Origin of the sequence: Streptomyces fulvoviolaceus (assembly GCF_000718165.1) — a bacterium.
Classification (GTDB): Bacteria; Actinomycetota; Actinomycetes; order Streptomycetales; family Streptomycetaceae; genus Streptomyces; species Streptomyces fulvoviolaceus.
This window is the reverse complement of record NZ_JOEY01000002.1, coordinates 158,885-180,649: the sequence shown is the minus strand read 5'-3', so window position 1 is coordinate 180,649 and position 21,765 is coordinate 158,885. Positions and strand designations below refer to the sequence as shown.

The following is a 21,765-nucleotide window of genomic DNA, read 5'->3' as shown; positions in this document are numbered from 1 at the left end:
CATCGTCACGCCGATGAGGAGAGCCAACGTGAGCAAGTTCGTGCGGCCCGCAGCCGAGGGTGCCGACCCGTTCGGGACCGCCCGTCTCAGGCGGGGTGTGCTGGACGCCTGGGCCACCAGCCCCGCCCGATTCCGCGAGGACGCCAACTCCGAGGAGGACCTCGTCCTCGGCGGTTACCGGGACCGGCTGGTCGTCGAGCTCGCTCAGAACGCCGCCGACGCCGCGGCCAGGGCAGGCGTCCCCGGCCGGCTCCGCCTCACCCTCCGCGACGGCGTCCTGTTCGCCGCCAACACCGGCGCCCCCCTGGACGCGACCGGTGTCGAGTCCCTCTCCACGCTCCGTGCCTCCGCCAAGCGGGACGCCACGCACGACAGCGCGGTCGGCCGTTTCGGCGTCGGCTTCGCCGCGGTGATCGCCGTGACCGACGAGCCCGCGGTCGTGGGCCGGCACGGCGGTGTCCGCTGGTCCCTCGCCGAGGCCCGCGAACTGGCCGCCGACACCGCCCGCCACAGCCCGGGCCTCGGCGACGAGGTCCGTCGGCGGGACGGCCACGTCCCGCTCCTGCGCCTCCCCTTCGCCGCCGAGGGCACCGCCCCCGACCCGTACGACACGGTCGTCATCCTGCCCCTGCGCGACACGGCCGCCACCGACCTCGCCGAGCGCCTCCTGAACGCCGTCGACGACGCCCTCCTCCTCGCCCTCCCGGGCCTGGAGGAAGTGGTCGTGGAGACCGACATCGTCCGCACCCTCCGCCGCGGCACCGACGGCCCCTTCACGGTCGTGGAGGACTCGCGGGACGGCACGACCCGCTGGCGTACCGTCTCCGCGCACGGCCCCCTCACCCCCGACCTCCTCACCGACCGCCCCGTCGAGGAGCGCCTGCGCCCCCACTGGTCGGTCACCTGGGCCGTGCCCGCCGACGCCGACGGCACCCCGGCCCGCCCCCGCACCAGCCCCGTCGTCCACGCGCCGACCCCCAGCGACGAGCCCCTCGGCGTCCCCGCCCTGCTCATCGCGTCCTTCCCGCTGGACACCACCCGGCGGCACGCGGCCCCCGGCCCCCTCACCGACTTCCTGGTGCAGCGCGCGGCCGACGCGTACACCGAACTCCTCGCCGCCTGGCGCCCGGTGACCGAGGGCATCATCGGCCTCGTGCCCGGCCCGCTGGGCAAGGGCGAGCTGGACGGCGCGCTGCGGCAGGCGATCCTCGAGCGGCTGCCCCGCACCTCCTTCCTGCCGCCCGCCCTGGAGCCCACCGACGATCTCCCGGACGCTCTGCGGCCCCGCGACGCCGAGGTCGTGGAGGGCGCGGGCGGCGACACCGTGCGCGTCCTCGCCGAGGTCCTGCCCACGCTGCTGCCCGCCGGTCTCGAACGCCGCGCGGAACTGCGCACGTTGGGCGTCGCCCGGGTCCCGCTGACCGACGCCGTGGACCGGCTGGCCGGGCTGGAGAAGGAGCCGGACTGGTGGCTGCGGCTGTACGACAGCCTCGCCGGCGTCGACCCCGACCGGCTCTCCGGTCTCCCCGTCCCGCTCGCCGACGGGCGGACGACCATCGGGCCCCGGCAGGTACTGCTGCCCGCCCCGGAGGCCGCCAGTATCGACCCCGGGATCCTCGCCCGGCTCGGCCTCAAGGTCGCCCACCCGGACGCCGCCCATCCGCTCCTGGAGAAGCTCGGCGCGCTGCCCGCGACCCCGCGGGCCGTGCTCACCACGCCCCAGGTCAGGGCGGCCGTGGCGGCCTCCCTCGACGACGAGGGCGGGCTGGACTGGGAGCAGGAGGCACCCGACGCCGAGGAACTGGCCGACACCGTCCTCGCGCTGGTGCGGGACGCGGGCCTCGAACCCGGCGACGAGCCCTGGCTCGGCGCCCTCGCCCTCCCGGACGACGAGGGGGAGTTGGCCCCCGCCGGCGAACTCGTCCTCCCCGGCAGCCCCTTCGCCCAGGTCATCCGCGAGGACGAACTCGCCACCGTGGACGCCGAGTTGGCCGACAAGTGGGGCGAACAGCCGCTGGCCGCCTGCGGTGTGCTCGCCACCTTCGCCCTGGTCCGCGCGACCGACGTCGTCCTCGACCCGGACGAACTGGAGCCGCGGGACGGCGACTTCGCGGAGCCCGACGACGCCGGTCTGCTGGACGCCGTGGACGTGTGGTGCGAGGACATCCTCGACCGCTTCCCGGACACCCCGGTGCCGCCGGTCGCCACCGAGCTGGTCGCCGTACGCGATCTGGACCTGGTGGACGAGGAGAAGTGGCCGCAGGCCCTCGCGCTGCTCGCTCAGCCGCCCCTCAGGGACGCGCTGACGCAGCAGGTGCGGATCCTGCTGCCGGACGGCACGCATGAGGTCGTACGGCCTTACAGCGCCTGGTGGTTGCGCGGGAACCCGGTGCTCGACGGCCGCCGCCCGGCCGGTCTGCTGGCGGCCGGCGGGGATCCGCTGCTCCGCGGCATGTACGACGAGGCGGACGCGACCGGGTTCGAGGACGAGCAGGTGCTGCGGGCGCTGGGCGTACGGACGTCGGTGGCCTCGCTCCTCGACGAGCCGGGCGGGGCCGCCGAGCTGCTCGACCGGCTCGCCGACCCGGAGCGGGAGGTGACGAGTGCCCAACTGCATGCCCTCTACGGAGCATTGGCCGATCTGGACCCCGAGCAGGTGACCCTGCCGGACGAGCTGCGCGCGGTGGTCGACGGGCGGGTCGAGGTCGTGGACGCGGCCGACGCCGTGGTCGTCGACTCACCCGACCTGCTGCCCTTCACCGGGGGCGTCCCGCTGCTGCCGGTACGGCCGGCGCGGGCCGCCGAGCTGGCGGAGCTGTTCCAGGTCCGCCGTCTCAGCGAGTCCGTCACGGGCTCCGTGGACTCCGAGGGCACCGAGCACGACGTACCGGAGTCGGTGCGGGTGCTGCTCGGGGCGCGCACGCCGGCGACGTACGTCGAGCACGAGGAGCTCTTCGTCGACGGGGTGGAGCTGGACTGGCGGCTGACCGGCGACGGGGTGCTGCACGCGGCCACCGTGGAGGGCGTGGCCGCCGGACTGGCCTGGGCGGCCGGGCAGTGGCCGCGGCGCTTCGAGGTCGCGGCGCTCCTCGAGGATCCGTCGCGGACGGCGGAGCTGGCACGGGACCGCTGGTTCGACTGAAATTTCCCTCACGAATTTCACACCGGTCGTACAACCATTCCCCTCCATCGTCGATCTGATCACGTGAGTCACCAGACTCACTGATCACTTGGGCCCCGTACGTGACCACGAGCCGCGTGGACGACCGGCGTCGGGGCCCCTGTCACCACGGGGATCGCAGCATGCGTATGCGCACCACCGGGGCTGCCGTCATCGGCGCCCTCGCCCTCTCCGCCCTCGCCGTGCCGGCCGCGCAGGCCGACACGATCGACGGGGACACCACGATCTCGAACATCGTGGTGAACGGGGGCAAGCCGGTCGTCGTCGGGTCGACCGCGACGAAGACCATCACCGTCAGCTTCACCGTCAAGGACGACTCGGGCGTCGACTCGGCCATGGCCATCCTGTGGCACGGCGCGGACTTCGACTCGGCCGACAGTGCCGCCCTGGCCAACACCAGCGACTACTACTCCAAGTGCACGGTCGTCGACGCCACCACGTCGACCTGCAAGGCGACGTACGACCTCATTCCGGGCAGCAACGCGATCAACGCGGTCGCCGGCACCTGGAAGGTCTGGACGATCGCCTCCGGCAAGGACGCCGACCACGTCCAGAAGGACAACGCCAAGACCTTCAAGCTCCAGCGCGCCTCGAAGCTGACGGCCAACGCCGCGCCGGAGCCGGTGAAGAAGGGCAAGACCATCACGGTCACGGGCAAGCTGACCCGCGCCAACTGGGACGCCAACAAATACTCCGGTTACGCGAGCCAGTCGGTGAAGCTGCAGTTCCGCAAGAAGAGCTCCAGCACCTACACCACGGTCAAGACCATCAAGTCGAACTCGACGGGTGAGCTGAAGACCACGACGACCGCGTCCGCCGACGGCTACTACCGCTACAGCTTCGCGGGCAGCGCGACCACCCCGGCGGTCAACGCCACGGGTGACTTCATCGACGTGAAGTAAGCCTCTCCCTCTTCTCTCTTTCTTTTCCCCCTTCCCACCGAGGAATACAGAGGAACGCATGCGTATTCGTGCCACCGTGGCCGCCGTCTCCGGCGCCCTGGCCCTTTCCGCCCTCGCCGTGCCGGCCGCGCAGGCCGACACGAGCTTCGACAAGCCGAGCGCGGCGGAGCGCTTCGGCACCTCCCCGGCCAAGGCGGCGTCCGGCGTCACCGCGGCCGCGGAGGAACTGCCGGTCGTCTCCAACGTCAAGGTCAACTCCGGCAAGAACCTCGTCATCGGCACCACGACCGTCAAGACCTACAACGTGTCGCTGACCGCCAGCCACTCCACGGGCATCCTGGACGCCTACATCGACCTGTGGCACGGCAAGGACCTCGACAACGTCGACGGCTGGATCCCGCCGAACGAGGGCGCCGCGACCTGCACCGCCGTGGACGCCACGACCTCGAACTGCAAGCTGACCGTCACGGTCTACCCGGGCAGCGACCTGTACGCGAACGCCCTGGCCGGTACCTGGCACGTGACGGCCGGTGCCCTCGCGGGTGACGAGAGCATCTTCTGGGACGACTTCTACTCGACCACCAAGGTCCAGCGCGCCTCGAAGCTGACGGTCAACGCCTCGCCGGAGCCGGTGAAGAAGGGCAAGACCATCACGGTCACGGGCAAGCTGTCCCGCGCCAACTGGGAGACCGGCACCTACACCGGTTACTCGACCCAGAAGGTGGTGCTGCAGTTCCGCAAGAAGAGCGCCAGCACCTACACCAACGTGAAGGGCATCAACACCAACACGAAGGGTGAGCTGAAGACGACGACGACCGCGTCGGCCGACGGCTACTACCGCTTCGCCTTCGCGGGCACCTCGACCACCCCGGCGGTCAACGCCGCGGGTGACTTCGTCGACGTGAATTAACGACGTGAAGTAACGACGTGAAGTGACGACGTGACGTAACGACGCACGGCGCGCGAGGGCCGGTCCCGGGAGCATCCGGGGCCGGCTCTTTCCGTTTCCATCGCCCGCTGTTGGCATTCGGGGCGGTTCGCAAGGAGTTGGTATCCCGCACTCCAAATCAGCGTCCGGCGCTACAACCAGCCGCGCCCGTCAGGGATCAGATCCCGTGAGTCAACAGACTCCTAGATCACTTCTCCCCCTGGGGAAACGCACATGCGCATACGTGCCACCGTGGCCGCCGTCTCCGGCGCCCTGGCCCTCTCCGCTCTCGCCGTGCCGGCCGCGCAGGCCGCCGACTCCGGCACCCCGTACACGCTGGACGTCAGCTTCTCCAACTTCAAGGTCGCCACGTCGATCAAGGTCGGGGCCAGCGCGGAGGTCAGCACCAAGGTCAGCTACACGCTGACCCACGGCTCCGGCGTGGACATCACCGCGGACGACTTCTACACCGAGCCGTTCCTCTACCGCGGCACCTTCGGCGACGACAGCACCCCCCAGCTGTTCGGCGACGACTTCGCCACCTGCACCGCCGTGGACGCCACGACCGCCACCTGCACCGGCACGATCGACATCTACCCGACCGACGACGACCCCACCAGCGCGGACGCCGGCACCTGGAAGGCCGGCGCCGACGCCACCGCCTTCAACGGCCAGGACCCGAGCGGCAGCAGCATCGACCTCAGCAAGGTCGGCTACAAGGACCAGGGCGGCCTGGCCACCACCAAGGTGCTGCGCCTGGCAAAGCTGACGGTCAACGCCTCGCCGGAGCCGGTGACGAAGGGCAAGACCATCACGGTCACCGGCAAGCTGTCCCGCGCCAACTGGGACACCAACACGTACGCGGGCTACGCCAGCCAGCCGGTGAAGCTGCAGTTCCGCAAGAAGGGGACCACCACCTACACCACCCTGAAGGGCATCTACTCGACCTCGACAGGCACCCTGAAGACCACGACGACCGCGTCGGCCGACGGCTACTACCGCTTCGCCTTCGCGGGCAGCCCGACGACCAGCACGGCCACTGCGACGGGTGACTACGTCGACGTGCAGTAGACGAACGCCCTGTTTTCAGGGGCGCGGGGCTGTATCAATTTGCGGCTCCGCCGCGTGGGCGCGACCAGCCACGACGCACCTGCAGGCGACACTCATCAGGACGCGTCGTGACTGAAGCCCAGCGCTAAGCGGGAACGCGGCGGTCGACCCATTTCCACAACAACTCCAGGGTGGCCGCCGCCACCACCGAAATGCCCACCGCGATCCACGGCATCGTCACCCCGACCAGCTTCAGCGCGAAGAAGTCCTGCAGCCACGGCACGATCAGCACCACCAGGAACCCGGCGCCCATCGTCGCGACCAGGGCGAGACGCCACCAGGTGTACGGCCGGGCGATGATCGCCAGCACCCACATCGAGATCAGGAACAGCGTCAACGTGGCGGCGCTGGTCTCGGCGTCCAACGCCCCGTCTCCGGTGTAGTGGTGACGGGCGATCAGATACGTGGCGAAGGTCGCCACCGCGGCCACCACCCCACCGGGGATCGAGTACCGCATGACCCGCCGCACGAAATGGGGCCTGGCCCGTTCCTTGTTGGGCGCGAGGGCGAGGAAGAAGGCCGGGACGCCGATGGTCAGCGTCGACAGCAAAGTCAAGTGCCGTGGCAGGAACGGGTATTCCACCTGCCAGCACACCACCAGGATCGCCAGCAGCACCGAGTACACGGTCTTCACCAGGAACAGGGTCGCGACCCGGGTGATGTTCCCGATGACCCGTCGCCCCTCGGCGACGACGGACGGCAGCGTCGCGAAGCTGTTGTTGAGCAGCACGATCTGCGCGACCGCACGGGTCGCCTCGGACCCGGACCCCATCGACACCCCGATGTCGGCGTCCTTCAACGCCAGCACGTCGTTCACACCGTCGCCGGTCATCGCGACCGTGTGCCCGCCGGACTGCAGCGCGCCCACCATGTCCCGCTTCTGCTGCGGGGTGACCCGCCCGAACACCGTGCCCTCGTCGAGGGACCGCGCCATCCCGTCCTGGTCCGCGGGGAGCCGGCGTGCGTCCACCACGCTGCCGTTGAGCCCGAGCTTGGCGGCGACGGCCCCCACCGACACCGCGTTGTCCCCGGAGATGACCTTGGCGTGGACGTCCTGCTCGGCGAAGTAGCGCAGGGTGTCGCCCGCGTCCGGCCGCAGCCGCTGTTCCAGTACGACGAGGGCGGTGGGCCGGGCTCCCTTGGCGACCTCGGGATCGTCGAGGTCCCCGGCGGCCCGCACGAGCAGCAGCACCCGCAGCCCCTGCTCGTTCAGCCGACCGGTCTCGGCGAGGGCGGGATCGTCGTCGGCCAGCAGGACGTCGGGGGCTCCGAGCAGCCACGTACTGGACTCGCCGTTCCCCTCGCTGAAGGAGGCGCCGCTGTACTTGCGGGCGGAGGAGAAGGGGAGCGACTCGGTGCAGCGCCAGTCCTCGACGTCCGGGTAGACGTCGATGATCGCCTGGAGGGAGGCGTTCGGACGCGGGTCGGACTCGCCGAGGGCGCCGAGCACTTTGCGGACGTACGACTCGTCGGCGCCCTGCAGCGGCCTGAGTTCGGTGACGTCCATGCCGCCCTCGGTGAGGGTGCCCGTCTTGTCGAGGCAGACGGTGTCGACGCGGGCGAGACCCTCGATGGCCGGAAGTTCCTGAACCAGGCACTGTTTTCGGCCAAGCCGGATGACGCCGATCGCGAAGGCGACGGAGGTGAGGAGCACGAGCCCTTCGGGGACCATGGGCACGATCCCGCCCACCGTCCGCGCGATGGAGTCCTTGAGGTCGTTGTCCTTCACGACCAGCTGGCTGATGACCAGGCCGATCGCGGTCGGGACCATCATCCACGTCACGTACTTGAGGATCGTGGAGATGCCGGAGCGCAGCTCGGAGTGGACGAGCGTGAAGCGGGAGGCCTCCTCGGCCAGTTGGGCGGCGTAGGCCTCGCGGCCCACCTTGGTGGCCTTGAAGGCGCCCCCGCCGGCGACGACGAAGCTGCCCGACATGACCTCGTCCCCCGGCCGCTTCACGACGGGGTCGGCCTCACCCGTGAGCAGCGACTCGTCGATCTCCAGCCCGTCGGCCTCGACGCACACTCCGTCCACGACGACCTTGTCGCCGGGCCCGATCTCGATCAGGTCGTCCAGCACGATCCCGGACGTGCTGATCCCGGTGGCGACGCCGTCCCGGCGCACGGTCGGCCGGGACTCGCCGATCACCGCGAGGGAGTCGAGGGTCTTCTTCGCCCGCCACTCCTGGATGATGCCGATGCCGGTGTTGGCGATGATCACGTACCCGAACAGGCTGTCCTGGAAGGGCGCCACGAACAGCATGACCAGCCAGAGCACACCGATGATCGCGTTGAACCGGGTGAACACGTTCGCGCGGATGATCTCGACGGTGGACCGGCTGCTGCGCACCGGCACGTCGTTGACCTGTCCGAGCGCGACCCGCTCCGCGACCTCGGCGGCGGTCAGCCCGGTCGTGGCCGGGAGCCGCACCGGGGCGGGGTGCACAGGATCGAGTTCGGCGCCCGCGTCGATGTGCGTCATGCATTCGACGGTACGTGCGGTTTTGCGGCTTCACCCGCCGAGTGGGCGGAAGTTCCGACCTGGGGAGGAGGCCCGGCCGGGTCGAGTGGTGCCGTGGTTGTAGGGGGTTCCCCTTACTCCGCAGCAGGCGTCTCGCCGGCCTCCTGCGCCGCCGCCCTCTTGATGGCCGCGTCCCTCTTCCGGACGTACCAGATGCCGATCAGCCCCAGCCCGGCCCCGGCCAGGCAGGTCCAGACCCACCACGTGTGGCCGTGGTCGTCGAACCAGCCGTAGAAGGGAAGCTGGACCAGGAAGAGGACGAACCACAGGATCGTGCCGCCGACGACGGTGGCGACCACGGGGCCCTCCAGGGGCTCCGGCGCCTCGTGCTTGGGTGATCCCGATGAAAACACGGCCATGGAGGACAGCTTACGAGGCGATCACATCTACGCGCGGAGATGGCGATCCACGGACCCATACGTTCATACTGAAACGGTTTGTGTCTGTCCACTTCTGATCGTAGGAACATCCAATGCCCATCGCTCTCGACCGCTACTTCAAGATCTCGGAGCGGGGCAGTACTCTCGCCCGCGAGGTCCGCGGCGGTTTCGCCACCTTCTTCGCGATGGCCTACATCATCGTGCTGAACCCGATCATCCTGGGCAGCGCGAAGGACATGTACGGACACCAGCTGGACAACGGCCAGCTGGTCACGGCCACGGCCGTGACAGCCGCGTTCACCACGCTCCTGATGGGTGTCGTCGGCAACGTGCCGATCGCCCTCGCCGCCGGTCTGGGTGTGAACTCGGTTGTCGCCCTCCAGCTCGCCCCGCGGATGTCCTGGCCGGACGCCATGGGCATGGTGGTGCTGGCCGGCTTCATCGTGATGCTGCTCGTCGCCACCGGTCTGCGCGAGCGCGTCATGAACGCCGTCCCCTTTGGCCTCCGCAAGGCGATCAGCATCGGTATCGGCCTGTTCATCATGCTGATCGGCCTCGTCGACTCCGGCTTCATCAGCCGCATCCCGGACGCCGCGCAGACCACCGTCCCGCTCCAGCTCGGCGCCGACGGTCACCTCAACGGCTGGCCGGTCCTCGTCTTCATCCTCGGCGCCCTGCTCACCCTCGCGCTCATCGTCCGCAAGGTCTCCGGCGCGATCCTGATCTCGATCGTCACGATGACGGTCCTCGCGGTGATCATCAACGCGGTCGCGACGATCCCCAGCTGGGGTCTGACCACCCCCAAGTGGCCCGGCAACCCCGTCGCCACCCCCGACTTCGGTCTGCTCGGCAAGGTCAGCCTCTTCGGCGGCTTCGAGAAGGTCGGCGTGCTGACCGGCGTCCTCTTCGTCTTCACCGTGCTGCTGTCGTGCTTCTTCGACGCGATGGGCACGATCATGGGCGTCAGCGACGAGGCCAAGCTGACCGACGCCCAGGGTCAGATGCCCGGCATCAACAAGGTCCTCTTCGTCGACGGCCTCGCGGTCGCGGCCGGCGGCGCCAGCTCCTCCTCGGCCACCACCGCCTTCGTGGAGTCCACGGCCGGCGTCGGCGAGGGCGCCCGCACCGGCTTCGCGAACGTCGTCACGGGCGGCCTCTTCGCCGTCGCGCTGTTCCTCACGCCGGTCGCCACGATGGTCCCGTCCCAGGCGGCCACCCCGGCCCTGCTCGCGGTCGGCTTCCTGATCCTGGCCGGCTCGGTCAAGGAGATCGACTGGGCCGACCACACCATCGCCATCCCGGCCTTCATCACGATGGTGATGATGCCGTTCACCTACTCGATCACCAACGGCATCGGCATGGGCTTCATCACCTTCGTGATCCTGCGCCTGGCGGCCGGACGCGGCCGGGAGATCCCGGTGGCGATGTACGTCGTCGCGGCGGTGTTCGGCTTCTACTACCTGATGCCGGCCCTCGGCCTCACGTGATCCAGAGGGGCCTCACGTGACCCCGTAGAACTTCTCCGTCTCGTCGACGGCGGCCTGGAACCGCTCGTCGAAGTCGTCCCGGATGAGCGTTCGGACCACATAGTCCTGGACGCTCATTCCCCTTTTCGCCGCATGGTGTCGGAGCCGCTCGAGCAGCTCCCCGTCTATCCGCAGGCTGAGCACGCTTGTCCCCATGAACACGAGGGTCCGGGGGATGGGGGGACGGCGTTCACTTTCTGCTGCCGACTCACTCGTACGAGTGACGATCTGGTTTCAGTGGCCTGTGTCACGGGAATCGCCGTGCGTACCAGCTTGTTTAGCGAGAGTAATGAGTTACCCTAAGGAGATGCCGGACCTTACCCATGGCGACGACGCTGCCGCCGTGAACTCCCTTCGCTCCGCCGTGATGCGGCTGTCCCGTCGGCTCAAGCACCAGCGGGTCGACGAGTCGCTGAGCCCCACCGAGATGTCGGTGCTCGGCACCCTGTCCCTCTGCGGCAAGGCCACCCCGGGCGAGCTCGCCCGCAAGGAGCACGTCCAGCCGCCCTCGATGACCCGCATCGTGGCGCTGCTGGAGGCCAAGGGCCTGGTCCGCCTGGAGCCGCATCCCGAGGACCGGCGCCAGAAGGTCGTCACGAAGACCGAGCAGGCCGAGGCCATGCTCGCGGAGAGCCGCGCCAAGCGGAACGCCTTCCTGGCCACCCTGGTCGACGGCCTCGACGAGGACGAGTGGGCGAAACTGCGCGCCGCCGCCCCTGTGCTGGAGAAGCTCGCACACCTTTAGGCCACAAAGAGGAGGCGACCCTTTTGAGTTCGGGACCCGGAGCAGACTCCGCCCCCGCACCGACCACCCACGATTCCCTGTCCCCTCCCCGTCCCAAACGCTCGTCCATGTTCAGCTCCCTGAAGGTCAGGAACTACCGCCTGTTCTTCATGGGCCAGGTCGTCTCCAACATCGGCACCTGGATGCAGCGCATCGCCCAGGACTGGCTGGTGCTCAGCCTCACCGGCTCCGCCACCGCCGTCGGCGTCACGACGGCCCTGCAGTTCCTGCCGATGCTTCTCTTCGGCCTCTACGGCGGCGTCCTCGTCGACCGTCTGCCCAAGCGCCGCACGCTGCTGTTCACGCAGTCCTCGATGGCCGTCACCGGCATCGCGCTCGCCGTCCTCACCCTCTCCGGCCACGTCCAGGTCTGGCACGTCTACGTCGCCGCCTTCGCCGTGGGCCTCGCGACCGTCGTCGACAACCCGGCCCGCCAGACCTTCGTCTCCGAGATGGTCGGCCCGGACCAGCTGCAGAACGCGGTCAGCATGAACTCCGCGAACTTCCAGTCGGCCCGGCTGGTCGGTCCCGCCGTGGCCGGCGTGATGATCACCGGTGTCGGCACCGGCTGGGCGTTCCTCTTCAACGGCTTGTCCTTCGTCGCGCCCCTCGTCGGCCTGCTGATGATGCGCTCGCGTGAACTGCACGCCGTCGAGCGGACCCCGCGCGGCAAGGGCCAGCTGCGGGAGGGCCTGCAATACGTGGCCGGGCGCCCCGAGCTGATCTGGACGATCGTCCTGGTCGGGTTCGTCAGCACCTTCGGCTTCAACTTCCCCGTCTACCTCTCGGCCTTCGCCGACGACGTCTTCCACGCGGGCGCGGGTTCCTACAGCCTCTTCAACACGCTGATGGCGGTCGGCTCCCTGGCGGGCGCCCTGCTCGCGGCCCGGCGCGGCACGGCCCGGATGCGGGTGCTGGTCGCGGGGGCGGTGGCCTTCGGCACGATGGAGATCGTGGCGTCGATCGCTCCTTCCCTGTGGCTGTTCGCCCTGCTCATGGTCCCGATCGGCATGTTCGGCATGACGGTCAACGTCACCGCGAACAGCAGCGTCCAGATGAGCACCGACCCGGCCATGCGGGGCCGCGTGATGGCCCTCTACATGATGGTGTTCATGGGCGGCGCGCCGGTGGGCGCGCCGATCGCCGGCTGGATCACGGATGCCTACGGCGTCCGGGCGGGCATCGCGGCAGGCGGCGCCATCTCGGCTGTCGCGGCCGTGACCATCGGCCTGGTCCTGGCCCGCGTCGGCAACCTGCGGCTGTCGGTCGGCTGGAACCGCGGCCACCCGCGGGTGCGGTTCGTGCCGCGGGAGGCGCAGGAGCAGTTGGCTACGGCGGCCTGACCTGACCTCATGCCTGGCCCGGAGGGTCACACCCTCCGGGCCAGGATCTGTCCCGGCCACTCGTCGATCCCCGTGAAGGCCTCCGTACGGACGAAACCGTGGCTCTCGTAGTAGCGGACGAGCTTGCCGTCGTCACCGGCGTAGCAGTCCACCCGCAGCAGCGAGACGCCCGCCCGCCGGGTCTCCTCGACGGCGTGCGCGAGCAGCGCGGAGCCGACGCCATGGCCCTTGAAGCGTCGCTCGGAGGCGAGGACGTGGATGTACCGCTCGGGTTCGTCCACGGGCGCCAGGCCCGGCCCGGGCCCGTCGGTGAGGGTCAGGGTCCCCGCCGGGACGCCGTCGAACTCGGCGATGTAGGGGGCGCCCTGGGTGACGTACTTGGTCACCACCTCCACGGCCCTCGGACTGGCCGACCAGGGGGTGCTGCCCCACTGCCCGGTCCGCCCCTGCGCGACCAGCCACTCCACACTGCTGTCGAGCATGTTGAGTATCGCGGGGATGTCGTCGGGCCCGCCTTCCCTGATGTCGATGATTGCCATGGGGGGACCCTAGGCGAATCTCCGCGTCAGTCGCGGGGGAACTCCTCGGTCTTGATGACCAGGTCGACGACCGTTCCGGTCAGGTCGATCTCGTCACCGAAGTCGAGGCTGAGCGTTCCCCGGTACTCGCCGTCCTTCGGCAGGGTGTGCAGGTGCCACTGGCCCGTGTACGGGTCCACGATCAGGTACACCGGCACCTCGGCGGCGGCGTACACCGCCTTCTTGGGCTCGTAGTCGTTGCGGCCGGTGTCCTTGGAGATCACCTCGGCGACGAACTCGATGTCCTGATACCGCAGCCGTCCCTTGTCGCCCGCCTCGAAGCCCTCCGCGAGGGCCGCCACGTCGCACGCGAACCCGTTGAGACGCCCGGGGAAGTCGATGCGGACATCGGACATCAGGCGCTGCCTCGGATACCGGGCGCGCAGCTGGTCGAGGACGTCGAAGATGATCTGCCAGTGCGTGCGGCGCTGCGGTGACATGAAGATGTTCCCCCCGACGATCTCGACCTTGGTTCCCTCGGGGACGGGCATCTTCTCCAGCCACTCGAACATCGCGTCGAGCGTGGGTTCGCCGCTGCTCTCGGCCATCTCGATCCTGTCTTCAAGGACGGTCATCGTGGCGCTCCTCCCCGGCCGAGACTCGTTCGAGCACAGCCGCGCAGTACAACGATACGCACGGTGACCGGGTCACGCTCAGGTACACAAGGGCACGGCGGCAGACTGGCCTCATGAGACTCTTCGCCGCCGTGCTGCCGCCTGAGGATGTGGCCGGGGAACTTGCCCTGGAGGTCGCCGAGTTGAGGAAGCTGCCCGGCGCGGACGGGCTGCGCTGGACGGGGCGCCCCGGGTGGCACTTCACCCTCGCGTTCTACGGTGAGGTGGAGGAGGACGTCGTAGCGGATCTGTCGGTGCGGCTGGAGCGGGCGGCGCGCCGTGCCGCTGCTTTTGAGCTGGCGGTGCGTGGCGGTGGGCAGTTCGGGCATGGGCGGGCGCTGTGGGCGGGGGCCTCCGGCGATCTGCCGGCGCTGCGGCTGCTGGCCGACCGTGCGGAGGCGGCGGCGCGGAAGGCGGGGGTGGCGATGGGGGAGCACCGGCGGTACAAGGCCCACCTGACGGTGGCGCGCAGCCGGGAGGACGTGGACGTACAGCCGTATGTCCGGGCCCTGGACGGGTTCACCAGCCGCACCTGGACGGTGGACGAGCTGGCGCTGGTGCGCAGCAACCTGCCGAGGTCGGGGGTGCCGGGGGAGCAGCCGCGGTATGAGGTGGTCGCTCGCTGGGCGCTGGGCGGGGCCGGTTAGGCTCGGGTATGTGGACCCGAAAACCCGGAACCGGATCATGGCCGGTGTGCTTGTGCTGATGTTCGTCGTCGTTGCGTTGGCTGCGGCGCTCGGCGGGTAGAGGGCCGGCTGGGGAACTGCGCGTTCGTTGCCGAGTGCGGGCCGTCTGTGGCTGGTCGCGCCCACGCGGCGGAGCCGCATATCGAATGCAGCCCCGCCGCCCCTAAGGGCGTTACTACCAGGCAAATGCCTCAGGAGAGGGGCCTGGGCCCGGGAAGATCTCGTCCAGCGAGGTCAGGAGTTCCTCGCTCAGGTCCAGGTCGACCGCCCGGATCGCCGAGTCGAGCTGCTCTGCCGTACGCGGGCCCACGATCGGGCCGGTCACGCCGGGGCGGGTGAGCAGCCAGGCCAGTGCGGTGTCGCCAGGCTCGAGGCCGTGCTTGTCGAGCAGGTCCTCGTACGCCTGGATCTGGGCGCGTGAGGTGGGGTCGGCGAGCGTGTCGGCGGCCCGGCCGGAGGCGCGGCGGCCGCCCTCGACCTGCTTCTTGATGACCCCGCCGAGCAGTCCGCCCTGCAGCGGCGACCAGGGGATGACCCCGAGCCCGTACTCCTGCGCGGCCGGGATGACCTCCATCTCGGCGCGGCGCTCGGCGAGGTTGTAGAGGCACTGCTCGCTGACGAGGCCGATGGTGCCGCCGCGCTTCGCCGCGATCTCGTTGGCCTGGGCGATCTTGTAACCGGGGAAGTTGGAGGACCCGACGTACAGGATCTTGCCCTGCTGGATGAGGACGTCGATCGCCTGCCAGATCTCCTCGAAGGGAGTGGCGCGGTCGACGTGGTGGAACTGGTAGACGTCGATGTAGTCGGTCTGCAGCCGCTTCAGGCTGGCGTCGACCGCGCGCCGGATGTTGAGCGCGGAGAGCTTGTCGTGGTTGGGCCAGGAGGGGCCGTCGCCGGCCATGTTCCCGTACACCTTGGTGGCGAGCACGACCTTGTCGCGGCGCTCGCCTCCCTTGGCGAACCAGTTGCCGATGATCTCTTCGGTACGGCCCTTGTTCTCGCCCCAGCCGTACACGTTGGCCGTGTCGACGAAGTTGATGCCCGCGCCGAGCGCCGAGTCCATGATCGCGTGGGAGTCGGCTTCGTCGGTCTGCGGGCCGAAGTTCATGGTGCCGAGGACGAGTCGGCTGACCTTGAGTCCGGTGCGTCCGAGCTGCGTGTACTTCATGACTACCAAGCCAACGTCCTGGAGTGCGCTCGAAGCAAGGGATCTTGACGCTAACCGACAGTTAGTGCTTTCCTGTGGGAAGTGTGAGCTTGAACTTTCAATGTTCTTAGGAAGAGAGTCCCATGCCCCCCACCACGCCTGCCCGCAGGGCAGTTGTCGCCGTCATGGCCTCCGTCGCGTTGCTGGGCGCGGCCGCGATACCCGCCGTCGCGGCGCCGCACGCGGCATCCGCCGGTTATGCCGACGACTCCGCTCGCCTCGGCTACCAGAAGGCGGTCGCCGCCCGTGTCCTCAAGGGCGTCTTCGAGCAGGGCGACACCGCCGTCGTCGACCGCTACGTACGGTCGGACTACATCCAGCACAACCCGTTCGCCGCGGACGGGGCGGAGACCCTGAAGGGGCTGGCGACGTCTGTGCACGCGCAGTTCCCGGATGCGGTGTACGACATCAAGCGGGTGATCTCCGACGGCGACCTCGTGCTGGTGCACTCCAACGTGGTGCTGACGCCGGGCACGCGCGGCTCCGCCGTCTTCGACATCTTCCGGTTCCAGGGCGGGAAGATCGCCGAGCACTGGGACACGGGGCAGAACGTGCCGGAGAGTTCGGCCAACGGCAACGACATGTTCTCGACCGTGAGTTGGCCGCAGACCTCGCAGCCGGGGCCGGGCTTTCTCACCGCCTACAACAAGAAGCTGGTGACCGCCGCCTTCGACCAACTGCTCGTGAAGAAGGACCTGTCCGCGATCGACCGGTACTGGGGGTCCGAGTACCACCAGCACAACCCTGGTATTGCCGATGGGGTGGCGGGCGTGAAGGCGGGGCTCGGGGGGTACTTCGAGGCGTTCCCGCAGCTGGCGGTCTCACGGAAGCGGGTGATCGCCGAGGGTGACCTGGTGGCGGTCCACAGCCACTACGTCAATGCGCCGGGGGAGCGGGGGCAGGCAGTCGTCGATCTGTTCCGGGTGCGGGGCGGGAAGATCGTCGAGCACTGGGATGTGCTGCAGGACGTACCGGAGAGCTCCGCCAACGGGAACGGGATGTTCTAGGAGAGGGTCGCGAGGAAGGTCGACCAGGTGGTGGGGGTGACGGTGAGGGTGGGGGTCGTGGCCTCGGGGTGCTTGGAGTCGCGGATGTGGATGGTGGTGGGGGTGAGTGCTATCTCCAGGCACTCGCCGCCCTGGCCGCTGCTGTAGCTGCTCTTGAACCAGTTCAGGTCCGTGCTCATAGTCCGCCTGCCACCTCGTCGATCAGTTTCGCCGACTCCGCGGGGGTGAGAGCCTGCGCCCGCAGAATGCCATATCGCGCGAACATGTTGCCCAAGTCCGGTTGTTCGCTGATGAAGTAGCCGTTGCTCGGGCCCTCGACGTAGGCGATCTGCTGGTGCTCGCTCGTCTCCAGCAGGATCATCGGGCCGTCCAGCCCCGCGTGGACCTCCTGGTCCGTCGGCATCACCTGGATCTCGACGTTGCGTCGTGTCCCGATGTCGAGGATGTGGCGCAGCTGCTCCTTGAGGGCTTGGTTGCCACCGAGAGGGCGCTTGAGAACGTGCTCTTCCAGCACGAAGCCGACGATGGGCGCGGGCTTGCGATTCAGGACCTGCTGTCGGTCCAGTCGGGCAGCCAGCCGGGCCTCGATCTCCTCGTCCTCCAAGGGCGGGCAGTGGACGTCGAAGGTCGCCCGCCCGTACGCCTCGGTCTGGAGCAGGCCGGGGATGACGTGGTTGGCGTACATGTAGATGGCGACGGCTTCCGCTTCCAACGCGGCGTAGTTCTCGAACCATGACGGGAAACGGCTGAGCTTCAGCTCCTTCGCCGCGCTAAGAAGTGCACCTTGTGCACTCAGCACCTCGTCGGCGATTTCGACGAAGCTTCCCTTGGGCGGCCGTTCGCCCCGCTCCACCATCGCCACCTGGGACTTGGAGTACTTGACGTACCCGCCGAGCCCCTCCTGGGTCATCCCCGCCCGCTCGCGGAAGAAGCGCAGCAACGAGCCGAACATCTTCAGGTTCCCCGACCCGCGTTCACTGCCGTGCACACCGACCTCCCCAACTGCACAGCCCCGCACCGACGTTGCGTAACCCTGGTCACAGTATGTAAGCGACCAGCAACATTTGCGGCATGAACGAGAGAATCGCCGCCCCCTGGATCCCGACCTGGATCCCCGCCACCGGACACGCCCTGCGGCACGCCGGCATCCACTTCGACGCCGTACGCATCAGAGGTGATCGGGCTGAGCGCGTCGCCTCGGAGTTGATGTCGGCCACGGACTTCGACGCGGGGCCGATCGTCCAGGAGGCCACGGGGGAGCGGAACATGTACTTCCTGTTGCCCCCGCAAACCGCGTCGGGATTCCGGTGGCCCGCCGGGGTGCGGGCCCTGACTCGGGGTGACCGGAGCTTGGCGTATGTGGGCGTGCCCGCGCTGACGGGGGTGACCTGGCCGCTGGGGTGGAGGTCGGTGCCGTCGGAGAAGGTGCCGTTCGTGGACGGGGAGCTGTTGGGGGAGGTGGTGGGGCGGGTTGCCGGGGGCGCGTGTTGATGGGGTGGCCCGGCCGGTGCCTGGTCAGTCGGCCGTGCCCGGTGGGGCGACCCAGGCCGTCGGCTGGCTCGTGACCGAGGCGATCATGTCGTAGTCGCCGTCGTAGTGCAGCACGACGGCGCCGTGGCGCTCGGCTGTTGCTGCGATGATCAAGTCGGAGACCGAGAGCGCCTTCCAGTTACCCCTGTTGATGAGGAGCGTCTGGACCTCCAGCGCGCGGTCCCAGGCCTCGTCGGTGGTCGGCAACCAGTCGAAGCCGCGCATCTCGTCGCGGATCCGTTCGGCGTCTGCCTTCGATCGCGCGCTGTGCAGAACTTCGAGTTCGATCGCACCGCACACGGCGAGAAGCCCAGCGTTCTGCAGGGGGTCGATGACGGCGCGGACCGTGGGTTTCGGATAACGCGCCAACGCCGACTTGTCGATCAGGTAGCGATCGGTCACGCCGCGCCCTGTGCGTCGGTCGGCTTTTCGACGGGCCCGGTCAGGTCCGGCAGTCCGCCTTCCGCCAGCCAGCTCAGGAAGGATGCCCGCTTGCGGCGTTTGATGGCGTCCTCAAGGGCCGCGTTGACCGTGGCGACTTTCGTGGTGGTTCCGAAGATCTCGGCGGCTTCGGCCAGCTTCTCGTCGTCGATGTCGATGACTGTTCGTGCCATGCGGGCCTCCCTGGGGCGGGCAGGTGCTCCATGCCCAAGATATCAAATCTACTCAGACTTGATATCTCCGCGAAGGGGGGCAGGTGGTGCGGGCGCCGCTTTGCGAGAAGGCTGCCCGTCCACGGCGGGCGACCCATAGGCCGGCTTCCGTCATAGGCTGAATTTCGCGTGTGACGGACAGGAGGCCGAGGTGGCCGAGACGACGCCGACCGGGACGACGGTCGCCGAGGTGATGGCCGAGCTGGCCGGGCTCGAGGACCCGAAGGCCCGCGCGGTGAACGAGAGGCACGGTGACGATCACGGTGTGAACCTCGGCAAGCTGCGCGCGCTCGCGAAGCGGCTGAAGACGCAGCAGGAACTCGCGTGCCGGCTCTGGGAGACGGATGACACCGCGGCGCGATTGCTGGCGCTCCTGATCTGCCGCCCGAAGGCGTTCGAGCGTGACGAGTTGGACGTCATGCTGCGCGAGGCGCGCACACCCAAGGTGCACGACTGGCTCGTGAACTACGTGGTGAAGAAGAACCCGCACGCCGAGGAACTGCGCCTGCTCTGGTCCGCCGATCCTGATCCCGTGGTCGCGAGTGCCGGCTGGGCGCTGACCACCGAACGCGTGGCGAAGAAGCCCGAGGGTCTCGACCTCGCCGGACTGCTCGACGTCATCGAGGCGGAGATGAAGGATGCCCCGGATCGCCTGCAGTGGGCGATGAACCACTGCCTGGCCCAGATCGGGATCGAGCACGCCGAGCACCGCACCCGCGCCCTCGACATCGGTGAGCGCCTGGAGGTACTCAAGGAATACCCGACGCCCCCGGGCTGCACGTCCCCGTTCGCGCCCATCTGGATCACCGAGATGGTGCGCCGACAGCGGTGACAGCGGTGACAGCGGTGACAGCGGGCTTGCGGGCGAGGATCTGGATCCCCGTCGACTCGTGCCCGTTCATGGTGGGCACCGTGATGGTCCGGGTGGCGACGGTCTCGAATCCGGTGAGCAGGGTGGCGAGCCACTCGCGCGGGTGATGGCAGCAGATCGCGCCGTCGCCGGTTTCGAAGACGCCGTAACTGCCGTGACTGCCATGGTCGTTGGCGTGGCGGTCGTAGCGGCTGCGGTTGCGTTCGTCGTCCTGGAGCAGCAGGTCGCTGAGGTAGAGGATCCCGCCGGGCTTGAGGACGCGGTTCAGCTCGGTGATCAAACGGTGCTGCGCCTCGTCGCCGGGTACGCACGTCAGCACGCCGAAGAGCAGGACCGCGTCGAAGGCGGCGTCCGGGCAGGGCGAGAGTGGTGGCGTGTCCAGGGTGGCGAAGCGCAGGGTGGGGTGCAGGCGGCGGGCTCGTTCGATCATTCCCGGCGAGATGTCGACGCCCGTGAGGTTGTCGAAGCCGTGCTGTTGGAGCTCCGCCATGACACGGCCGTAGCCGCATCCGTAGTCGAGAATCGTGGCATGCCCGCTGATCCCGTCGAGCCAGGGCGGATGGAGCGGGTGCGTGAACGTCTTCGTGGCCGCGGCGGCATCCCAGTAGGCAACCTGGCTGCCGGGCTCGGACATGGCGGACGCTCCCTCGGCTCAGCCGCGGGGAACTCGTCGGTCTTGAGGGTGAGGTCCCCGACGGTGCTGGTCAGGTCGATGTCGGTGCCGAAGGAGACGCTCGTCACCGTGGCGTAGTCACCATCCTTGGGCTGGGTGTAGACGTGGCACTTTGCCTGGTAGGGGTCTGCGATGAGATACACGGGGACTTCAGCCAGGGCGTAGGCGGTCTTCTTGGGGCCGTAGTCGTTGTGGGGCCATGCCTTTCGAGATGACCTCGGCGACGAATCTGACGTCCTGGTAGTGCCAGAGCCCACCGGGCATTTTCTCGGCGCCCTCGGCCAGAAGTGTCACGTCGGAGGCGAGACCGTTGAGGTGGCCCGGGTAGTCGATGCGCACGTCCGACCGCTGGACGGGGTACCTGCTGCCCAGCTGCGCCACGATGCTCCTCGTGATCCGCCAGTGCGTCTTCTGCAGCGGCCAGATGAGGATGGACCCTTCTACGACCTCGGCCTTTAAAGACGTTCATCGAGGCGAACAACGACACGCACGGTGGCCGGGGCACGCGGAGGGACGTCCAGTCAGTCCGCCTCGTAGGGCTCGCCCAGATCCCACGCCTGGTACATCGCGTCCGCGAAAGCCGCCGCGATCTTGTGCTCGCCGCTTGCGTTGGGGTGGGTGCCGTCGTACGTGTCGTGGTTGATGTCGTACGACGGCGGCGGCGACGCCAGCAGCAGCGGGGAGCGGGGCTCGTCCAGGTCGGCGACCGCCTTCGCCAGGAGTTCGTTGAAGAGGGTGACCTGCGCCGCGAACGGGGCGTCAGACTCCGCCCGGACGTTCGGGATCACCGGGAGGACCACGACCCGCACCCGCGGCCTGACCGCCCGCGCCTCGGCGATGAAGGCCCGGGCGTTCTCCGCCGTCTGCTCGGCGTTCGTGTAGAAGCCCAGATCGATCAGGCCGAGCGACACCAGCAGAACGTCGGCCCGGTGAGCGCGCACCGCCTCGCCGATCAGCGGGACCATGTGCTGCCAGCCCTCGCCCCAGCCGGCCAGGTGGGCGCTGGGGAAGTCCGGGTCGGCGTACTCGTACGAGGTGGGGGAGTCGGTCGCCTTGTCGTACAGCGTCTCGCGCGGGCCGACGATGGCGAACGGGCCGCCGTATGTGTCACGCAGGTGCCGCCACATCCGGTAACGCCACGTGTGTTCCCCCGCGCTTCCGATCGTCTGGGAATCGCCGACCGGCATGAACCTAAGCATCCGCTCATCATGGCTGATCGCCGACCCCGGCGGGGTGTGAAGCGGGCCACGGCCTCAGATCCCTTCACCGGG

Annotated in this window: 24 protein-coding genes and 1 pseudogene; 11 read left to right on the top strand and 14 right to left on the bottom strand. The window is 69.0% G+C overall.

Annotated elements, in window-relative coordinates:
- Nucleotides 1-28 precede the first annotated feature (28 nt).
- The 4 genes from IG08_RS0102670 (at nt 29) to IG08_RS0102655 (ending at nt 6,082) form a co-directional block, all read left to right on the top strand.
- Nucleotides 29-3,142, top strand: a complete 3,114-nt coding sequence (locus tag IG08_RS0102670) for a sacsin N-terminal ATP-binding-like domain-containing protein (RefSeq protein ID WP_030595710.1) — start codon at nt 29-31, stop codon at nt 3,140-3,142.
- Nucleotides 3,143-3,303: 161 nt separating this feature from the next.
- Nucleotides 3,304-4,083, top strand: a complete 780-nt coding sequence (locus tag IG08_RS0102665; protein ID WP_030595707.1) for a hypothetical protein — start codon at nt 3,304-3,306, stop codon at nt 4,081-4,083.
- A gap of 58 nt (nt 4,084-4,141) precedes the next feature.
- The gene (locus IG08_RS0102660; RefSeq protein WP_030595705.1) at nt 4,142-4,993 is read left to right on the top strand and encodes a hypothetical protein; all 852 of its coding nucleotides are present in this window, start codon (nt 4,142-4,144) and stop codon (nt 4,991-4,993) included.
- Nucleotides 4,994-5,245: 252 nt separating this feature from the next.
- The gene (locus tag IG08_RS0102655; RefSeq protein WP_030595704.1) at nt 5,246-6,082 is read left to right on the top strand and encodes a hypothetical protein; all 837 of its coding nucleotides are present in this window, start codon (nt 5,246-5,248) and stop codon (nt 6,080-6,082) included.
- Nucleotides 6,083-6,206: 124 nt separating this feature from the next.
- Here the strand turns inward: IG08_RS0102655 and IG08_RS0102650 are convergent, their stop codons facing one another.
- Together IG08_RS0102650 and IG08_RS0102645 are read right to left on the bottom strand one after the other, a co-directional pair.
- The gene (locus IG08_RS0102650; protein ID WP_030595702.1) at nt 6,207-8,603 is read right to left on the bottom strand and encodes a cation-translocating P-type ATPase; all 2,397 of its coding nucleotides are present in this window, start codon (nt 8,601-8,603) and stop codon (nt 6,207-6,209) included.
- Between the two features lie 113 nt (nt 8,604-8,716).
- Nucleotides 8,717-9,001 (bottom strand): DUF2530 domain-containing protein, encoded by a 285-nt coding sequence (locus IG08_RS0102645; protein ID WP_078655412.1) that lies wholly within the window; start codon nt 8,999-9,001, stop codon nt 8,717-8,719.
- 113 nt (nt 9,002-9,114) lie between these two features.
- Between IG08_RS0102645 and IG08_RS0102640 the strand changes: the two genes are divergently transcribed.
- On the top strand, nt 9,115-10,509 hold the full coding sequence (locus IG08_RS0102640; RefSeq protein WP_030595699.1) for an NCS2 family permease: 1,395 nt from the start codon (nt 9,115-9,117) through the stop codon (nt 10,507-10,509).
- A gap of 12 nt (nt 10,510-10,521) precedes the next feature.
- On the opposite strand, the gene IG08_RS0102635 is transcribed toward IG08_RS0102640, so the two are convergent.
- Nucleotides 10,522-10,704 carry a ribbon-helix-helix protein, CopG family gene (locus IG08_RS0102635; RefSeq protein ID WP_010985327.1) on the bottom strand — a complete coding sequence of 61 codons (183 nt, stop codon included), beginning with the start codon at nt 10,702-10,704 and terminating at the stop codon, nt 10,522-10,524.
- Between the two features lie 151 nt (nt 10,705-10,855).
- Between IG08_RS0102635 and IG08_RS0102630 the strand changes: the two genes are divergently transcribed.
- Nucleotides 10,856-11,293, top strand: coding sequence for a MarR family winged helix-turn-helix transcriptional regulator (locus tag IG08_RS0102630; protein ID WP_030043600.1), 438 nt, complete (start codon nt 10,856-10,858; stop codon nt 11,291-11,293).
- Between the two features lie 107 nt (nt 11,294-11,400).
- Complete coding sequence (locus IG08_RS0102625) at nt 11,401-12,675, top strand: MFS transporter (protein ID WP_030595693.1); 1,275 nt, start codon at nt 11,401-11,403, stop codon at nt 12,673-12,675.
- 26 nt (nt 12,676-12,701) lie between these two features.
- Here IG08_RS0102625 and IG08_RS0102620 read toward each other — a convergent pair whose 3' ends face one another.
- Nucleotides 12,702-13,214 carry a GNAT family N-acetyltransferase gene (locus tag IG08_RS0102620; protein WP_030595690.1) on the bottom strand — a complete coding sequence of 171 codons (513 nt, stop codon included), beginning with the start codon at nt 13,212-13,214 and terminating at the stop codon, nt 12,702-12,704.
- A gap of 26 nt (nt 13,215-13,240) precedes the next feature.
- Nucleotides 13,241-13,828, bottom strand: a complete 588-nt coding sequence (locus IG08_RS0102615; protein ID WP_030595687.1) for a Uma2 family endonuclease — start codon at nt 13,826-13,828, stop codon at nt 13,241-13,243.
- A gap of 113 nt (nt 13,829-13,941) precedes the next feature.
- On the opposite strand from IG08_RS0102615, the gene thpR reads away from it, so the two are divergent.
- A complete protein-coding gene (gene thpR, locus IG08_RS0102610) occupies nt 13,942-14,514 on the top strand; it encodes an RNA 2',3'-cyclic phosphodiesterase (protein WP_030595684.1) in 573 nt (190 codons plus the stop codon).
- A 214-nt stretch (nt 14,515-14,728) separates the two neighbouring features.
- Here the strand turns inward: thpR and IG08_RS0102605 are convergent, their stop codons facing one another.
- Nucleotides 14,729-15,721 carry an aldo/keto reductase gene (locus tag IG08_RS0102605; RefSeq protein ID WP_030595682.1) on the bottom strand — a complete coding sequence of 331 codons (993 nt, stop codon included), beginning with the start codon at nt 15,719-15,721 and terminating at the stop codon, nt 14,729-14,731.
- Between the two features lie 122 nt (nt 15,722-15,843).
- Between IG08_RS0102605 and IG08_RS0102600 the strand changes: the two genes are divergently transcribed.
- Nucleotides 15,844-16,767, top strand: coding sequence for a nuclear transport factor 2 family protein (locus IG08_RS0102600; RefSeq protein WP_030595680.1), 924 nt, complete (start codon nt 15,844-15,846; stop codon nt 16,765-16,767).
- On the opposite strand, the gene IG08_RS0102595 is transcribed toward IG08_RS0102600, so the two are convergent.
- Nucleotides 16,764-16,946 (bottom strand): DUF397 domain-containing protein, encoded by a 183-nt coding sequence (locus tag IG08_RS0102595; RefSeq protein WP_030595678.1) that lies wholly within the window; start codon nt 16,944-16,946, stop codon nt 16,764-16,766. The genes IG08_RS0102600 and IG08_RS0102595 overlap by 4 nt on opposite strands.
- Nucleotides 16,943-17,755 (bottom strand): helix-turn-helix domain-containing protein, encoded by an 813-nt coding sequence (locus tag IG08_RS0102590; RefSeq protein WP_030595674.1) that lies wholly within the window; start codon nt 17,753-17,755, stop codon nt 16,943-16,945. The genes IG08_RS0102595 and IG08_RS0102590 overlap by 4 nt, the downstream gene beginning before the upstream one ends.
- An 83-nt stretch (nt 17,756-17,838) precedes the next feature.
- On the opposite strand from IG08_RS0102590, the gene IG08_RS0102585 reads away from it, so the two are divergent.
- Nucleotides 17,839-18,258 carry a hypothetical protein gene (locus IG08_RS0102585; RefSeq protein ID WP_030595671.1) on the top strand — a complete coding sequence of 140 codons (420 nt, stop codon included), beginning with the start codon at nt 17,839-17,841 and terminating at the stop codon, nt 18,256-18,258.
- A 24-nt stretch (nt 18,259-18,282) separates the two neighbouring features.
- Here the strand turns inward: IG08_RS0102585 and IG08_RS0102580 are convergent, their stop codons facing one another.
- Together IG08_RS0102580 and IG08_RS53875 are read right to left on the bottom strand one after the other, a co-directional pair.
- Complete coding sequence (locus tag IG08_RS0102580) at nt 18,283-18,699, bottom strand: PIN domain nuclease (protein WP_030595668.1); 417 nt, start codon at nt 18,697-18,699, stop codon at nt 18,283-18,285.
- Complete coding sequence (locus tag IG08_RS53875; RefSeq protein ID WP_043453002.1) at nt 18,696-18,911, bottom strand: type II toxin-antitoxin system VapB family antitoxin; 216 nt, start codon at nt 18,909-18,911, stop codon at nt 18,696-18,698. Before IG08_RS53875 ends, IG08_RS0102580 begins: the two co-directional genes overlap by 4 nt.
- 232 nt (nt 18,912-19,143) lie before the next feature.
- On the opposite strand from IG08_RS53875, the gene IG08_RS0102570 reads away from it, so the two are divergent.
- The gene (locus tag IG08_RS0102570) at nt 19,144-19,782 is read left to right on the top strand and encodes a DNA alkylation repair protein (protein WP_420823275.1); all 639 of its coding nucleotides are present in this window, start codon (nt 19,144-19,146) and stop codon (nt 19,780-19,782) included.
- Here IG08_RS0102570 and IG08_RS0102565 read toward each other — a convergent pair.
- The 4 genes and pseudogenes from IG08_RS0102565 to IG08_RS0102555 all read right to left on the bottom strand — a co-directional run bounded on the left by IG08_RS0102565 (nt 19,754) and on the right by IG08_RS0102555 (nt 21,693).
- Nucleotides 19,754-20,455 (bottom strand): class I SAM-dependent methyltransferase, encoded by a 702-nt coding sequence (locus tag IG08_RS0102565; RefSeq protein WP_052424457.1) that lies wholly within the window; start codon nt 20,453-20,455, stop codon nt 19,754-19,756. The genes IG08_RS0102570 and IG08_RS0102565 overlap by 29 nt on opposite strands.
- A gap of 104 nt (nt 20,456-20,559) precedes the next feature.
- Nucleotides 20,560-20,637 (bottom strand): annotated as a pseudogene (locus IG08_RS62765) (Uma2 family endonuclease); the annotation flags it as partial.
- Nucleotides 20,638-20,644: 7 nt separating this feature from the next.
- Nucleotides 20,645-20,875 (bottom strand): hypothetical protein, encoded by a 231-nt coding sequence (locus IG08_RS62760; protein ID WP_052424456.1) that lies wholly within the window; start codon nt 20,873-20,875, stop codon nt 20,645-20,647.
- Between the two features lie 140 nt (nt 20,876-21,015).
- Entirely contained in the window at nt 21,016-21,693 is a 678-nt protein-coding gene (locus tag IG08_RS0102555) for a GDSL-type esterase/lipase family protein (protein WP_030595661.1), read from the bottom strand.
- Nucleotides 21,694-21,765: the final 72 nt, after the last annotated feature.

Coding starts and splice junctions, on each gene's coding strand:
- IG08_RS0102555 (WP_030595661.1), bottom strand. CDS start 21,693: ATGCTTAGGTTCATGCCGGTCGGCGATTCCCAGACGATCGGAAGCGCG.
- IG08_RS0102595 (WP_030595678.1), bottom strand. CDS start 16,946: ATGAGCACGGACCTGAACTGGTTCAAGAGCAGCTACAGCAGCGGCCAG.
- IG08_RS0102660 (WP_030595705.1), top strand. CDS start 4,142: ATGCGTATTCGTGCCACCGTGGCCGCCGTCTCCGGCGCCCTGGCCCTT.
- IG08_RS0102650 (WP_030595702.1), bottom strand. CDS start 8,603: ATGACGCACATCGACGCGGGCGCCGAACTCGATCCTGTGCACCCCGCC.
- IG08_RS0102645 (WP_078655412.1), bottom strand. CDS start 9,001: ATGGCCGTGTTTTCATCGGGATCACCCAAGCACGAGGCGCCGGAGCCC.
- thpR (WP_030595684.1), top strand. CDS start 13,942: ATGAGACTCTTCGCCGCCGTGCTGCCGCCTGAGGATGTGGCCGGGGAA.
- IG08_RS0102665 (WP_030595707.1), top strand. CDS start 3,304: ATGCGTATGCGCACCACCGGGGCTGCCGTCATCGGCGCCCTCGCCCTC.
- IG08_RS53875 (WP_043453002.1), bottom strand. CDS start 18,911: ATGGCACGAACAGTCATCGACATCGACGACGAGAAGCTGGCCGAAGCC.
- IG08_RS0102625 (WP_030595693.1), top strand. CDS start 11,401: ATGTTCAGCTCCCTGAAGGTCAGGAACTACCGCCTGTTCTTCATGGGC.
- IG08_RS0102605 (WP_030595682.1), bottom strand. CDS start 15,721: ATGAAGTACACGCAGCTCGGACGCACCGGACTCAAGGTCAGCCGACTC.
- IG08_RS0102630 (WP_030043600.1), top strand. CDS start 10,856: ATGCCGGACCTTACCCATGGCGACGACGCTGCCGCCGTGAACTCCCTT.
- IG08_RS0102655 (WP_030595704.1), top strand. CDS start 5,246: ATGCGCATACGTGCCACCGTGGCCGCCGTCTCCGGCGCCCTGGCCCTC.
- IG08_RS0102635 (WP_010985327.1), bottom strand. CDS start 10,704: ATGGGGACAAGCGTGCTCAGCCTGCGGATAGACGGGGAGCTGCTCGAG.
- IG08_RS0102640 (WP_030595699.1), top strand. CDS start 9,115: ATGCCCATCGCTCTCGACCGCTACTTCAAGATCTCGGAGCGGGGCAGT.
- IG08_RS0102600 (WP_030595680.1), top strand. CDS start 15,844: ATGCCCCCCACCACGCCTGCCCGCAGGGCAGTTGTCGCCGTCATGGCC.
- IG08_RS0102570 (WP_420823275.1), top strand. CDS start 19,144: ATGGCCGAGCTGGCCGGGCTCGAGGACCCGAAGGCCCGCGCGGTGAAC.
- IG08_RS0102620 (WP_030595690.1), bottom strand. CDS start 13,214: ATGGCAATCATCGACATCAGGGAAGGCGGGCCCGACGACATCCCCGCG.
- IG08_RS0102615 (WP_030595687.1), bottom strand. CDS start 13,828: ATGACCGTCCTTGAAGACAGGATCGAGATGGCCGAGAGCAGCGGCGAA.
- IG08_RS0102585 (WP_030595671.1), top strand. CDS start 17,839: ATGAACGAGAGAATCGCCGCCCCCTGGATCCCGACCTGGATCCCCGCC.
- IG08_RS0102565 (WP_052424457.1), bottom strand. CDS start 20,455: ATGTCCGAGCCCGGCAGCCAGGTTGCCTACTGGGATGCCGCCGCGGCC.